The 15556-nt window shown below is 33.7% G+C and carries 11 protein-coding genes and 1 other RNA gene; 8 read left to right on the forward strand and 4 right to left on the reverse strand.

Translation table 11 applies throughout. The annotated features are described in order from the left end of the window. Positions 1-18: 18 nt before the first annotated feature. The 7 genes from ccsA (at position 19) to rnpB (ending at position 7178) form a co-directional block, all read left to right on the forward strand. Positions 19-3153: a cytochrome c biogenesis protein CcsA gene (ccsA, locus tag ACKOWY_RS06085; protein WP_408940550.1), complete on the forward strand. Its 3135-nt coding sequence runs from the start codon at positions 19-21 to the stop codon at positions 3151-3153. Positions 3154-3155: 2 nt separating this feature from the next. Then, entirely contained in the window at positions 3156-3740 is a 585-nt protein-coding gene (locus ACKOWY_RS06090) for a glutathione peroxidase (protein ID WP_408940551.1), read from the forward strand. 113 nt (positions 3741-3853) lie between these two features. Further along, on the forward strand, positions 3854-4393 hold the full coding sequence (gene pyrR, locus ACKOWY_RS06095; RefSeq protein ID WP_408940552.1) for a bifunctional pyr operon transcriptional regulator/uracil phosphoribosyltransferase PyrR: 540 nt from the start codon (positions 3854-3856) through the stop codon (positions 4391-4393). 2 nt (positions 4394-4395) lie between these two features. After that, entirely contained in the window at positions 4396-5325 is a 930-nt protein-coding gene (locus ACKOWY_RS06100) for an aspartate carbamoyltransferase catalytic subunit (RefSeq protein ID WP_408940553.1), read from the forward strand. An 11-nt stretch (positions 5326-5336) separates the two neighbouring features. Further along, positions 5337-5669: a ribonuclease Z gene (locus tag ACKOWY_RS06105; protein ID WP_408940554.1), complete on the forward strand. Its 333-nt coding sequence runs from the start codon at positions 5337-5339 to the stop codon at positions 5667-5669. 259 nt (positions 5670-5928) lie between these two features. Then, positions 5929-6837, forward strand: a complete 909-nt coding sequence (locus ACKOWY_RS06110; RefSeq protein ID WP_408940555.1) for a ribonuclease Z — start codon at positions 5929-5931, stop codon at positions 6835-6837. A 27-nt stretch (positions 6838-6864) separates the two neighbouring features. Beyond that, positions 6865-7178: RNase P RNA component class A (gene rnpB, locus ACKOWY_RS06115), an RNA gene on the forward strand. On the opposite strand, the gene rsmD is transcribed toward rnpB, so the two are convergent. Together rsmD and ACKOWY_RS06125 are read right to left on the reverse strand one after the other, a co-directional pair. After that, on the reverse strand, positions 7176-7733 hold the full coding sequence (gene rsmD, locus ACKOWY_RS06120) for a 16S rRNA (guanine(966)-N(2))-methyltransferase RsmD (RefSeq protein WP_408940556.1): 558 nt from the start codon (positions 7731-7733) through the stop codon (positions 7176-7178). The genes rnpB and rsmD overlap by 3 nt on opposite strands. Further along, complete coding sequence (locus tag ACKOWY_RS06125) at positions 7730-8587, reverse strand: DUF3822 family protein (RefSeq protein ID WP_408940557.1); 858 nt, start codon at positions 8585-8587, stop codon at positions 7730-7732. The genes rsmD and ACKOWY_RS06125 overlap by 4 nt, the downstream gene beginning before the upstream one ends. Before the next feature lie 70 nt (positions 8588-8657). Here ACKOWY_RS06125 and ACKOWY_RS06130 point away from each other — a divergent pair, with 70 nt between their 5' ends. Then, entirely contained in the window at positions 8658-10076 is a 1419-nt protein-coding gene (locus ACKOWY_RS06130) for an ATP-dependent RecD-like DNA helicase (protein ID WP_408940558.1), read from the forward strand. Position 10077: 1 nt separating this feature from the next. Here ACKOWY_RS06130 and purL read toward each other — a convergent pair whose 3' ends face one another. Together purL and ACKOWY_RS06140 are read right to left on the reverse strand one after the other, a co-directional pair. Beyond that, positions 10078-13734, reverse strand: coding sequence for a phosphoribosylformylglycinamidine synthase (gene purL, locus ACKOWY_RS06135; protein ID WP_408940559.1), 3657 nt, complete (start codon positions 13732-13734; stop codon positions 10078-10080). A gap of 155 nt (positions 13735-13889) precedes the next feature. After that, a complete protein-coding gene (locus ACKOWY_RS06140; protein ID WP_408940560.1) occupies positions 13890-15467 on the reverse strand; it encodes a hypothetical protein in 1578 nt (525 codons plus the stop codon). Between the last annotated feature and the right edge of the window lie 89 nt (positions 15468-15556).

Raw genomic sequence — 15556 nt, forward strand, 5'->3', positions numbered from 1 at the left:
ACTACAAATTTTATTACCATGAATAATAAGTATTTTTCTTTCCTTTTTTCAACAAGATTAATGGCGGTTTTGTTTTTAGTTTTTGCTCTTGCTATGGGAATAGGAACTTTTATTGAGAGTTATTACAATACCGATACTGCTAGAATTTGGATCTATAACGCATGGTGGTTTGAAGTGATTATGGTTTTCTTCATGATAAATTTCGCTGGAAATATTAAAAGATACCAATTGTACAAAAAAGAAAAATGGGCAACTTTACTATTACACTTGTCTTTTGTGTTTATCATTTTTGGAGCATTCATCACTAGATACATCAGTTACGAAGGAATGATGCCTATTCGAGAAGGAGCAACATCCAATCAAGTTTATTCAAGCAATAATTTCCTTACGGTATATGTAGACGGTCAGTATCATGGAGAATTAAAAAGACGCGTTTTAGAACAACCATTATTATTATCACCTGCAGTTTGTCCTCCATTTGCAAGTAATTATTTTGCAATCAATGATAAATTTGATACCACTTCATTCAAGATTGATTATAAAAATTATATCATGGATGCCAAAGATACCATTAAAGCTTCCGCAAATGGTAAGGTTTTTTTAAAAATGGTAGAATCGGGGGGAGGCTCTCGAAATGAACACTACCTTGAAGAAGGAACTGTTAGCAACATTCACAATGTGCTTTTTGCTTTGAATAAACCAACTAAAGGAGCAATAAATATTACAACTGGAGCAGAAACTACAATTGAAGCTCCGTTTGACGGACAGTTTATGCGTATGGCTGATAAATTTCAGGGTGAAGTAAATAAAGATGCGATACAACCTTTAATGTTTCGTTCTTTATACAATGTAGGCGGTGCACAGTTTGTGTTTCCTGAGCAGCCAATTAAAGGGTTGAAAGACATTGTTTCGGGTAAAAAATTTAAAAAGAAAAATTCTACAGATGCATTAATTGTAAATGTGGAATCAGAAGGAAAATCAAAAGAAGTTTTACTTAAAGGGTCTAAAGGAAATGCCGGAGAACCTCAAGTAGTAAAATTAGGAAATTTAGAGTTTACGCTATTTTTTGGAAGCAAAGTGTACACATTGCCTTTTAATATTACTCTGAATGATTTTATTGCCAAAAAATATCCGGGAACAGAAAAAAGTTATTCTTCCTACGAAAGTAAGGTTACAGTTACTGATAACAACACAAAATTCAATGCCGATATCTACATGAATCACATTTTAGATCATGGTGGGTATCGTTTTTTTCAATCGTCATTTGATCCCGATGAACAAGGAACCATTCTTTCTGTAAACCACGATTATTGGGGAACTTTGGTAACTTATATTGGTTATTTCTTTTTGTTTTTTGCAATGATGGCGATTTTGTTTGTAAAGAACACACGTTTTGCTGATCTGAAAAGAAAGTTAGAAGAAGTGAAAAATAAAAAATCAAAATTACTTTCAATTTTATTATTGTTGGTTAGTTTTTCGGGTTTCTCCCAACATCAAAATAATCATGTTAAATTCAATTATCTCGATTCAATTTTAGCTTATAAAGTTCCCGAAGCACAAGCTGAAAAATTTGGTAGATTGGTGATTCAAGATGATGGAGGTAGAATGAAACCGATCAATACATTTTCATCTGAATTACTTCGAAAAGTGAGTAAGCGTGAAACCTATGAAGGCATGAATTCTGATCAAGTGTTCATCTCCATGTCGCAATTTCCAACGGCTTGGTTTGAATTACCGTTGATTTATATTAAAACAGGTAACGATAGCATCCGAAAAATTATTGGGGTTAACCCCGAAGATAAGTACGTTACTTTTAGGTCACTTTTTGACAAAATGGGGAATTATAAATTGAGTCCCTATTTAGATGAAGCATACAAAACTAATACGCCTGATCAGTTTCAAAAAGATTTTATCGAAGTAGATAAAAAAGTAAATCTTTTAAATTCGGCGTTAAGCGGAAACATTTTGAAAGTATTTCCAATTCCGAATGATAAAAACAACAAATGGCTTTCTTATTTAGAAATTGATCACCCAATGGGCAATGATCTCGATGCCATAAAAAATGCCTTGCCTTATTATTTTGATGCTTTAGCTAAAGCTACCAAAACGAAAGATTTTACTATGGCAAACACCATGTTGCTGGGTATGGAGAATTACCAAAAGAAATATGGAAAAGCAGTGCGCCCATCTGACGATCAAATTTCTTCGGAGATTTTGTTAAATAAATATGATGTATTCAAAAATCTATTTTGGATGTACATGCTTGCCGGAAGTTTGATGCTTATCATGGTAATCATAAATATCTTCTTTAATAATAAACCCATACGAATTGCTGTTACTGCATTCCATATTATTGTGGGGTTATTGTTTGTTTTTCATACTCTAGGTTTAATTGCTCGTTGGTATGTTTCTGGGCATGCACCATGGAGTAATGCCTACGAAAGTATGATATATGTTGCTTGGGCGACTATGTTTTTTACCTTGGCATTTGATAGAAAATCAAAATTAACGGTAGCATCAGGAACTTTTGTAGCTTCTATGATATTAATGGTGGCACATTTAAATTGGTTGGATCCTTCAATTGCCAATTTACAGCCGGTATTGAATTCCTATTGGTTGATGATACATGTAGCCGTTATTGTGGCGAGTTACGGTCCGTTTACATTGGGTATGGTATTAGGATTAGTAGCCTTGTTTTTGATGTTGTTCACTAATGAAAGCAACAAAGAAAAAATGACCTTACATATTAAAGAAATAACTTACATCAATGAAATGGCTTTGACTATAGGTTTGGTAATGCTAACTATTGGGAACTTCTTAGGAGGTCAATGGGCTAATGAAAGTTGGGGAAGGTATTGGGGTTGGGACCCAAAAGAAACTTGGGCTTTAATTAGTATTATGGTTTATGCTTTTGTGATACATGCTCGTTTTGTGCCGTCGTTAAGAGGTTTGTTTACATTTAACTTTATGAGTGTATTGGCATTTGCATCTATTTTAATGACTTATTTCGGAGTAAATTTCCATTTAACTGGAATGCACTCGTATGCATCAGGGGAAAAACAAAATGTGATTATTTATCTCTATGTTTTCATTACCTATATGGTTTTTTCTACTTTGGTTTATTTGAAATATCGAAAAACTTTTAAAAAATAATTATGAAACAAATAGTATTAGTAATAGGATTTTGCATGTTATTAAGTTGCAAAAATCAAGCCCAAGAGACCACTGTTCCAATTTCAACAAAAACAAAAACAATGAAAAAAGAAACTATCTATTCGTATAAAGTAAACGATTTATCTGGAAATGAATTTGATTTTGCTTCGCTAAAAGGAAAGAAAATTCTAATTGTGAATACCGCTTCTAAATGTGGCTTGACACCTCAATATAAAGACTTGGAAGCTATATATGAAAAATATAAATCCAATAATTTTGTGATTGTTGGTTTTCCAGCAAATAATTTTGCTTCACAAGAACCAGGAACAAACAAAGAAATAAGTGAATTTTGCCAAAAAAATTATGGAGTTACTTTTCCAATGATGGAAAAAGTTTCGGTTAAAGGAGCAGATATGTGTTCTGTGTACCAATTTTTGACACAAAAATCTAAAAACGGATTGCAAGACAGTCAAGTAGAGTGGAATTTCCAGAAGTATTTAATTAATGAAAAAGGTGAGTTGGAAAAAGTAGTGCTTCCGCAGGTGCTTCCAACAGATGCTGAAATTGTTAATTGGATAACAAAATAATTTCGGTTTTGAATAAAATCAATAAATAAAAATCCTTTTACGTTTGTATAAGGATTTTTTTAGGTCCATTTATAATATTTTTATTACTTTTACACTCCAAACAACACTTCATTATGAGTCAAAAAATATTGCTCACTTCCAAAGAAGTTACTATCATCCTAAATCGTTTGGCCTGTCAGTTAATCGAGAAGCATCTTGATTTTTCAAATACTGTATTAATTGGATTGCAACCTCGAGGTAAATATTTAGCCCAACGCATTCAGCAAATTCTAGAAACCGAGTACCAATTAAAAAACATTTCCTTAGGGTTCTTGGATATTACCTTTTTTAGAGATGATTTTCGTAGAGGCGATAAGCTATTAGAGGCGAATAAAACTCAAATCGATTTCTTAGTTGAAAATAAAAAAGTTGTCTTCATTGATGATGTTTTATATACCGGAAGAAGTATAAATGCGGCATTAACTGCGATTCAATCATTTGGTCGCCCAACAGAAGTTGAGTTGCTAACCTTAATAGATAGAAGGTTTAGTCGCCATTTGCCAATTCAACCCGATTACAGAGGCAGACAAGTAGACGCTATTAATGGCGAGAAAGTTAAAGTTTGCTGGCAAGAGAAAGAAGGAGAAGATGCTGTTTATTTGATTAAAGAATAATTATGAAAGAATTAAGTGTAAACCATTTATTAGGAATTAAATACCTTGTTAAAGAAGATATCGATTTAATATTTGAAACTGCCGATCATTTTAAGGAAGTAATTAACAGACCAATAAAAAAAGTTCCTTCTTTACGAGATATTACTATTGCTAATATATTTTTCGAAAACAGTACACGAACTAAATTATCATTTGAATTAGCTCAAAAAAGACTTTCAGCAGATGTAATTAGTTTTTCGGCAGCACAATCATCAGTGAAAAAAGGGGAGACCCTTATCGATACAGTAAATAATATCCTTTCTATGAAAGTGGATATGGTTGTGATGCGTCATGCTAATCCTGGAGCTGCTTATTTTCTTTCACAAAATGTAAATGCAAGTATTGTTAATGCTGGTGATGGTGCGCACGAGCACCCTACACAAGCTTTATTAGATAGCTTTTCTATCAGAGAAAAACTAGGAGAAGTAGCAGGCAAAAAAATAGTAATTGTTGGTGATATTTTACATTCGCGTGTAGCATTGTCAAATATCTATGCTTTGCAAATGCAAGGTGCCGAAGTGAAAGTATGCGGACCAAAAACATTAATTCCGAAATATATTGAGAGTCTTGGTGTTACCGTTGAACCAAATCTTCGCAAAGCTCTTGAATGGTGTGATGTTGCCAATATGTTGCGTGTTCAAAACGAAAGAATGGATGTGAATTATTTTCCTTCTACAAGAGAATATGCTCAACAATATGGAGTTGATAAAGCTTTTTTAGATTCATTAAATAAAGAAATTATCATCATGCACCCAGGTCCAATAAATCGTGGTGTAGAGATTACCTCTGATGTTGCCGATTCACAACAATCGGTAATTTTAGATCAAGTAGAAAATGGAGTGGCTATTCGTATGGCGGTAATTTATTTATTGGCTTCCAAAATTAAACAGTAAACAATTCAAGGATGAAAGTAGATCAAAAAGGACATACTACCATAATAAAAGATACTCAGGGAGCCATTCAAAATTTTCTTGAAAAACTTTCACACGAACACGGATCTTTTAAAAATCAAAATTTAATTGTAGATGTAACACATGATAAAAATGTGCAACTTTCTGATATTAAATTGTTTTCCGATTTGTCGAAATTACATACAAAAGGGAAAAAATCTTTTGTTTTAGTAGCTTCCGATATTGATTTCAATGCCGTTCCAGCTCAATTAACGGTCGTTCCTTCAATTCAAGAGGCACATGATATTATTGAAATGGAAGAAATAGAGCGAGATTTGGGATTTTAATTACAACTACATGAAAATAAACAATAAAATGCTGCTTTATATTTACATAGCTTTCTTATTTATCCTAACTTTTTTGCTAACAAGTAGAATAATTAAAGGGTTCAAAACTCAGAATTTTGATTTTTTCAAAATTGGAGTAAATGTAGCCTTATTAGTCTATGTTATTGTTCAAGTTGTTCGCTTGGGTAAAATTGAAAATAACAAAAACGAAAAATAAATAATCGGTAGTTAGTTCTAACTTTTTCAATGTTTTAATCTTATGAAACTAACTATATTAGGTTGTTATGCAGCCACTCCCAGAACTTTATCCAATCCAACTTCACAGGTTTTAGAGATAAAAAATAGAGTATTCTTAATTGATTGTGCCGAAGGAACTCAGGTGCAATTGCGTAAAAGCAAAATTAAGTTTTCTAAAATCAATCACATTTTTATTTCGCATTTACATGGAGATCATTTTTATGGATTAATTGGTTTAATATCTACTTTTATGTTGTTAAACCGCGAAAATGATTTGCACATATACGGACCTAAAGGAATTAAAGAAATTATTCTGCTGCAATTAAGAGCTTCCGATTCGTATTCGGGTTACAATCTTTATTTTCATGAATTGACAGAAAAAGAATCGGTTACCGTTTTTGAAGACGATAAAGTAATTGTTAAAACTATTCCGTTAAGTCATCGTATATACACTAATGGTTTTTTGTTTCAAGAAAAAAATAGTGAAAGAAAATTAAATTTTGAAACAATAGAAAACTACAACATTGATAAAGTATATTTTAACAAAATAAAATTTGGCGGAGACATTACTCTGGAAGATGGAACAGTTATCCCAAATTCTGAATTATCATTTCCCCCTTTGCCAGTAAAATCCTATGCCTATTGCAGTGATACCCGATACGATGAAAGCATTATTCCGGTAATTCAAAATGCGGATTATTTGTATCATGAAAGTACTTTTTTAGAAAGTGAAGCAGCTTTGTCCGAAAAAACAATGCATTCTACCGCAAAGCAAGCAGCAACTATAGCAAGTAAAGCCCAAGTAAAAAACCTTATTTTAGGACACTATTCTACAAGATACAGTAGTATTGAATTCTTTAAAGAAGAGGCTCAGACGATATTTTCATCGGTTCATCTTGCCGAAGATGGAAAAGAATTTTCTTTGGAATAATATTCAGATCTAATAACCTATCTTTGCAGAGCAGACCGCCTTATCGCTGTTCAGTTATGAAGAGAGGAAAGTCCGGACACCACAGAGTAGCATAGCGGGTAACACCCGTCGGGTTGAGAAATTAACTTAGGACAAGTGCAACAGAAAGCAGGTACAGGTAATGCTGTAGTGAAACCAGGTAAACTCTATGCGGTGAAATTTCAAGTATATCGGCATTTAAGGATTACTCGTCCGTTGTCGAAGGGTAGAAAGATGGAGCTTGTGAGTAATTGCAAGCCTAGATAAATGATAAGGCGCTGATTTATCAGTGACAGAATCCGGCTTATAGGTCTGCTTTTTTATTCAGTTTCTTCCTCCAAATCAAATTCATAGAAGGTAAATACCGAACCTCCGTAATTTTTCTCAAAGGAAAAATGTTCTAAATGATCCAGTTTAGTGTGCTTAGAATGCTCAATAATTAACATGCCTTCTTCGTCAAGTAATTCGTTTTCAAAAACTTGAAGAATTAGTTTTTCGAATTCCTTTTGCTCCATTCCATAAGGAGGATCGGCAAAAATAATGTCATAACTGGATTTGTGTTTTTCTAAAAATTTAAAAACATCACTTTTTATTGCCGTGATATTTAAGTCGAATTCTTTGGCTGTTTTTTTAATAAAATTCACACAGCCCATATCTCCGTCAATGCATGTAATGTCCTCACAACCACGGGATCCAAATTCGTAACTGATGTTTCCAGTCCCAGAAAATAAGTCTAAGATTTTTAATTCTGAAAAACTAAAATGATTATTTAAGATATTAAATAATGCCTCTTTACTCATGTCGGTAGTGGGTCTAACCGGAAGATTTTTTGGAGCGGTGATTCTTCTGCCTTTGTATTTCCCTGATATGATTCTCACGAGTTCAAAAGGATAAAAAATGATCTATTTTCAGCATCAGAAAAAGTATTCTTTTTTTCTGAAACATCTAGTAAAGCAACATTTCTAATGTATTGATAGGCAATTTTAAAATAAACATCATCCTCCTGAATGTTTCCAAGTAATTCTAAATTGAAGTTTTCTGGATTAAGTTGCAATTGCTCTGCCGTAAACAAAATATAGTAGATAAAATCTTCAGGGGTTTTATATTCAAAAGAGTTGAACAAGAGTAATTTTTGATTTTGAACCACAATGATTTCAAAATGACTTTCGTTCATATGAACAAACATTTTGCGTTCCTCTTTGTTTTTTGATAAATCTAATAGTCGAGAAACCAAAACTGTATGGGCGTGTTTGTAATCAAAGGATCCATATTGATCAATGAAAAAATTATTCATGTTTACATACGGAATGTACACATGGTTCATCTCATAATTTTCTAGTGTATCAAAAGTAAAAAAGTCGGTTTCAAAAACTTTGGTATTGTATTGAAGGTAACTACCAATGAATTCTTCATCAAATAGCGCCGTTGGGACAAAAGTGGATAAATTATTACTGTGAATAACAGCAATTTCATCATACTGGTGCTTCAATTCGGGATTGTCACCATAAACCTCCTCCATGATGTCTTCAATCTTCGCACTTCGTTGAATCGAGTTAAACGGAACTTGTTTTAATAGAAGAGGTGTATTATTCAAGGTATCAAAAACGCCAAATGACAATCCGTCTAAGGCAACTTGGACAGCTAATTTTTTGTACGTTTTATCAATAATACTGCTCGACATATTTCTTTTTTGAATAAGCAAACTTACGAAGAAAAAATCAATATTTTTCAATTGATAGTATTTGGTTATTGAATTTGGCTTTTTATCCTCTATCTTTACAACTTGTTTATTTAATAAGCCTTTGAAGAATTTTTATTCCATATTAACCAGTAATTTTCCATTTAATCCAACGGTTAAACAGGATTTATTTTTTCAAAAAATTGCTGCCTTTTTAGAATCGCCTTCAAATGATTCTATTTTTGTATTAAAGGGTTATGCAGGTACCGGAAAAACAACGGTTATTTCTACAATTGTAAATAATTTAATTGAAATTAATAAGAAATATGTGCTTTTAGCCCCAACGGGAAGAGCTGCCAAGGTTATTGCAAATTATTCGAATAAGCCAGCATTTACAATTCATAAAAAAATATATTATCCAAAAAAGTCGAGTGGAGGAGGTGTAGCCTTTACCATGCAACAAAATAAACACAAGAATACCATATTCATTATTGACGAAGCTTCCATGATTTCTGACCAAAGTAATGAAAGCAAAATGTATGAAAATGGAAGTCTACTTGATGATTTGATATCCTATGTGTACAGTGGTGAAAATTGTAAAATGATTTTATTGGGCGATAGCGCGCAGTTACCTCCGGTAAGTTTAGATATTTCACCCGCTTTAAACACAGATACTTTAGAGCTTGGTTTTGACAAACGTGTAGATTCAATTGAATTGGATGAAGTAATGCGTCAAGAATTGGATTCAGGGATTTTATACAATGCAACCGAATTACGCGAATTGCTTAAAGATTCTTTTATTACCGATTTTAAATTTAAACTATCTGGGTACAAAGATATTATTCGTTTAACGGATGGATATGATATTCAAGATGCTATCAATCAGGCATATAGTAATTATTCTATTGAAGATACCGCATTTATTGTCCGTTCCAATAAAAGAGCCAATCAATACAACGAACAAATCCGACTTAAAATTCTTGATAAAGAAAGTGATTTGTCTGTAGGTGAGTATTTGATGGTGGGGAAGAACAATTATTTGTGGTTAAAAGAAAAAGATGAAGCTGTTTTTATTGCCAACGGCGATATTATAGAAGTATTAGAAATTTACAGTTTCAAAGAATTATACGGATTTAATTTTGCAAAAGTTAAGATTCGAATGGTCGATTATCCAAATCAGATTCCGTTTGAAACGGTTTTAATTTTAGATACCCTAAAAAGTGAATCTCCTTCATTAACCTACGAACAATCGAATGCACTTTATGAAGAAGTTCAAAAAGATTATGAGCATTTGACTTCAAAATATGCGAGGTTTCAAAAAGTAAAAAACAACGAATATTTTAATGGCTTGCAAGTCAAATTTTCCTATGCCATTACTTGCCATAAAAGCCAGGGAGGGCAGTGGGATACTGTTTTTATTGAACAGCCGTATCTTCCCGACGGAATTGATAGGGATTACGTTCGCTGGTTGTATACCGCAATGACTAGAGCCAAAAATAAACTCTATTTAATTGGCTTTAAAGACGAAAATTTCGAAGAATAAATTACTTAGAATTTACCTCGTCAATCCATAATCGAGCATTTACAAATGCTTCAATCCAAGGTGAAACTTCATCTTTTTTATCGGTAGGATAATACGCCCAGTTCCATGGGAAAGTAGAACGCTCAATATGTGGCATCATAACTAAATGTCTTCCCGTTTTATCACACAGCATAGCTGTGTTGTAATCCGATCCATTTGGGTTTGCAGGATATCCCTCATAACCGTATTTGGCAACGATATGGTATTGGCTTTCTTCGTAAGGTAATTTAAATTTACCTTCACCATGAGAAACCCAAACTCCTAAAGTGCTTCCGGCCAAAGTTGATAACATAACCGAATTGTTCTCTTGAACTATTACTGAAGTAAATATACTTTCGTGTTTTTGAGAATCATTATGGTGCATTTTACCATGAATTTCATGTTCTGGATTGATTAATTCCAATTCCATAAACAATTGGCATCCATTACAAATACCCACCGATAAAGTATCTTCTCTTTTATAGAAATTTTGTAGAGCAGTTTTTGCTTTTTCATTATATAAAAAGGCACCAGCCCAACCTTTGGCAGAACCCAATACATCCGAATTGGAGAATCCTCCAACGGCTCCAATAAATTGAATGTCTTCTAAGGTTTCTCTTCCCGAAATTAAATCAGTCATGTGAACATCTTTTACATCAAATCCGGCCAAATACATGGCATTTGCCATTTCTCTCTCACTGTTACTTCCTTTTTCTCTGATTATCGCAGCCTTAGGACGCGCATTATTTGGAATAATTGGAGCTTTCCCGGTAAAATGTGAAGGAAATTTATAGTTTAATGCTTGTTTGTCGAAATTCTCAAAGCGTTCAGTTGCCTTGTTGTTTCTAGATTGTTTTTGATCTAATAAATAAGAAGTTTCAAACCAAATTCTTCTGTAGTTATTTATTTCTAATTTCCAGCTTGCAATTTCTAAAATAGCACTTTCAGTAACTGATCCAATTTTGAAAATTTCCATTCCTTCAAATGCTTTTTCAAATGTAGCATCGTCTTTCGCTTGAAGAACCACACCAATATTTTCTGAAAATAATAATTTGATTATGTCTTTTTCATTTAATGAATCGAAATCAATTTTTGCACCCAAATTCACATCTGCAAAACACATTTCTAATAAAGTAGTGATCAATCCACCGCTACCAATATCATGACCAGCAACAATTTGTCTGTCTTTAATAAGGTTTTGAATTGTATTAAATGCTTTTTTGAAAAAGGCAGCATCTTTAATTGTTGGAGTTGCTTCACCAATTTTATTTTGTGTTTGGGCAAACGAACTTCCGCCTAATTTAAATTCATCTTGCGATAAATTAATATAGTAGATAGAACCACCGTTGCGTTGCAATACCGGTTCAACAACTTTTGTTATATTCGAACAATTTCCTGCGGCAGAAATAATTACAGTTCCTGGAGCGATTACTTCATCATTTGGATATTTTTGTTTCATTGAAAGTGAATCTTTTCCTGTTGGAATATTGATTCCTAATTCAATTGCAAATTCTGAGCAAGCTTCTACTGCTTCATACAAACGAGCATCTTCGCCTTCATTTTTACAAGCCCACATCCAATTTGCCGAAAGGGAAACACTGCTTAAATTGTCCTTCAATGGTGCAAATACAATATTGCTTAAGGCTTCTCCAATGGCGTTTCTACTTCCTGCTTTTGTATCAATTAGTGCCGAAATAGGAGCATGGCCAATGGTTGTTGCAATACCTTCTTTTCCTTTATAATCTAGCGCCATCACTCCAACATTATTTAACGGAAGTTGTAACGGACCCGCGCATTGTTGTTTGGCTACTTTTCCTCCTACACAACGATCCACTTTATTAGTCAGCCAATCTTTGCAAGCAACAGCTTCCAGTTTTAAAACATTCTCTAAATAATTTGGAAGGTTTTCATGAATATAGCTTAATTCATTGTAGTTTCTAACCACCGTTTTGTCGGCCATAATGGTTTTTGGCGAACTGCCAAACATATCTTCAAGTGCAAAATCCATAGGTTTAGCACCTGTTTTATTGCTTTCAAAAGTAAAACGATGGTTTCCAGTTACTTCACCCACTTGATACATTGGAGATCGCTCTCTTTCGGCTATTCGTTGTAGAGTGTCTATATCTTTTTGGCCAATAACCAATCCCATTCGTTCCTGACTTTCATTTCCAATAATTTCTTTGGCAGATAAAGTAGGGTCACCTACAGGTAATTTATCTAAATCAATCAAACCACCAGTTGCTTCTACCAGTTCCGACAAACAATTTAAATGTCCCCCTGCACCGTGATCGTGAATGGATACAATTGGATTTTCATCACTTTCTACCAATCCACGAATAGCATTGGCTGCTCTTTTTTGCATTTCAGGATTTGATCTTTGAATTGCATTCAATTCAATACCCGATCCAAAAGCACCCGTATCAGCTGAAGAAACGGCTGCGCCACCCATACCAATTCGGTAATTTTCTCCACCAAGAATTACAATTTTATCTCCTGATTTTGGTTCGTGTTTTTGTGCTTGAGCCGCTTTTCCATAACCAATTCCACCGGCTTGCATGATTACTTTATCGTAACCTAATTTTCTATTGTTTTCTTCGTGTTCGAAAGTTAAAATCGAACCGGTAATTAAAGGTTGTCCAAATTTGTTTCCAAAATCGGAAGCCCCATTGGATGCTTTAATTAATATGTCCATTGGAGTTTGGTACAACCATTTTCTCTCGGCCATTCCGTTTTCCCAATTTCTATCTTTTTGTAATCTTGAATAAGCAGTCATGTATACCGCAGTTCCTGCAAGAGGCAATGATCCTTGACCACCTGCAAGACGGTCTCTAATTTCTCCTCCCGATCCGGTTGCAGCTCCATTGAATGGCTCCACAGTAGTTGGGAAATTATGAGTTTCTGCTTTTAAGGAAAGTACCGAATCAAATTCTTTTTTGATGTAATAATCGGGTTGGTCTGCGCTTTTTGGTGCAAATTGCTCCACTTTTGGACCTTTAATAAAGGCAACATTATCTTTATATGCAGAAACAATATCATTCGGATTTTCCGCTGATGTTTTCTTAATTAACTTGAATAATGAACTTGGTTTTTCAACGCCATCAATTACAAAAGTTCCATTGAAAATTTTGTGACGGCAATGTTCTGAATTTACCTGAGAAAAACCAAATACTTCTGAGTCGGTTAATTTTCGGTTTAATTTTTTAGAAAGGTTTTCTAAATAGTCCACTTCCTCAGCGCTTAATGCCAAACCTTCTTGTTGGTTGTATTGTGCTATATCTTCAATTTCTAAAATAGCTTCGGGCTCAATATTTATTGTAAATAAATCTTGGTTTAACTCCGAGTATTTTTGCGAAAGCATTGGGTCAAATTGGTTGAAACCTGCTGTTACTTTCTCAAATTCTTCAATTCGAATGATACCAGAAATACCCATATTTTGAGTAATCTCAACTGCATTTGTACTCCAAGGTGTAACCATTGCTGCTCTTGGACCTACAAAAAAATCCGCAACGACGGATTTTTCTATTTTTATTGCGTTACCAAAAAGCCAATTTAACTTAGAAATAGTTTCTGCTGAAAGTTGGTTTTCACTCGATTGAACGGCAAAAACAACAGCGCTTTCGTTTCCGAAAAAGTGAATCATTTTATTGTTGTGTTGTAAGTGGCAAATTAAAAATTGCACTTTTGTTGTGTATGCAAATTTAGTTTAAAAATTAAAAGCTACAAAAGGAGTTGTAAATAGTTTTTAACGGGTTTTCGACAATTTAAAAATAAAAAAAAGCCCGATAGGGCTTTCTATTAATTCGCTATAAACTGATACGCTCCAATATTGGTATTGGTAGCATTTCTAGGTTTATTGAGGATGTCAAACGGACTCGAGCTTGCAGGAGGAATTACCGCAAATAAATTTTCAGTTGGCCACATTTGGTTTTTAGCACTATTTTTAAATTTTGGATTTAGGTTTTTCTTGTTTCCATTTTGCTCCAAACGAATGCTTTCATACAAAGGATTGTTTGCCAAAGCCGTACTTTGATCGTAAACTTTAAACAAGCAATTAGAAAAATTTGTAGTGAATGAAACGCCTTTTTTCTCAAGTGATATTTCAGTACTGTTGGAACCGTATACGATGCAATTAGTTAAATTGGTTGTCGTTGTTTTTGTCAAATAAGCGGTATCTGTTTCTAAATAATCATTCAATAAAACTGCTGCTTGTTTAGAGCTGCTCCAATTGTTGTTAAAGGTGCAATTCGTAAAAGTATAAGTTCCACCATAGGTTGCCGCTAGATTAGCTTGTCCGCTGTAATTGATAACTAAATTATCTCCTGTTATTTGTGCCGATCTTCCTAAAATTCCAAAATTTGAACAGTTGTAAATCTGCGAATTTTTTATGGTCATTTTAGTAACTGAATTATCCGTGGTTAATGCCAAGTTATTCGACAAAATACCAACGGTTGCGTTCTTTAACGTCAAGTGTTCAATAAGATTATTATTGGAAGTTGAAAAATTAATAATCGCAGTCCATTGCCCAGGAACATCTGAAAAATCAGGTTCCAATCGATCGCCTTCAAAAATTACTTCTTTCGTTATATCGGCGGGATCATTTGTAGTTGATGGTAATCCGTTAATTCTAAGTGTACCGTTTTTGGCAATAATCAAACCCGAATTGGCATGAAAATGAACTCGAGCGCCACTGCTCACATTAAGTGTTTCGTTATCTGGAACTAAAGCATACCCATAGATAACATAAGGTTTGTCATTGCCCCAATTGTATTCGTCATGATTTATGGGGTCGTTGTGGTCTAGGGTACTTCCTGTTATTGTAACAGGTTGGTTGGTGTCATCATTACCTAAATTGATTCCTTCATACGTAAAGGTATTGTCGGCATTTTGAGTTCGGTGAGGGAAAATAAAATAAGCGTCTTGGATTAGCGTTACTAATTCTACTTTTTGAGCTGCGCCCGAAATATTTGTAAACTGAATTTGATCGGTATATAAAAAATCGGTTGGATTGGCGCTAGCAACATCAGCGGTAACTTCTACGAAAATAAACAAACTGTCTTTAGCTAGAAGTTCTACATTACTGAATATTTTACCTTGAGCTCCTGCATCTCCAGTCATTCCGTCAACCATAATTCGGTATTTAGAATTTACTCCTTTGCCCAATTGAATTTTCGGAATGGAAATGTCTTTATCACTTCTGTTAAATACTTTTATTGTATAAGTGCTTGATCCAATATTTGTAAATACTGTATCTAAATAAACGGTGTCTTTAGAGAATTCCAGTCCGCCCGTACTTGGTTCAAAAGCAAAATCATTTCTACATGAAGACATTGTGATTGCTATTCCCGAAAGAAGTATAAAAAGTAAATTACGCATATCTTAATTTCTAATTTGTAAATGTAGGCAATTATTTGAAAAATAAAAAAGCAATTCTGCCTTCTAATAACGGAAAAAGAGCAATATTA

The sequence above is a fragment of the Flavobacterium sp. genome (genome assembly GCF_046073885.1).
In the GTDB taxonomy this organism is placed as follows: Bacteria; Bacteroidota; Bacteroidia; order Flavobacteriales; family Flavobacteriaceae; genus Flavobacterium.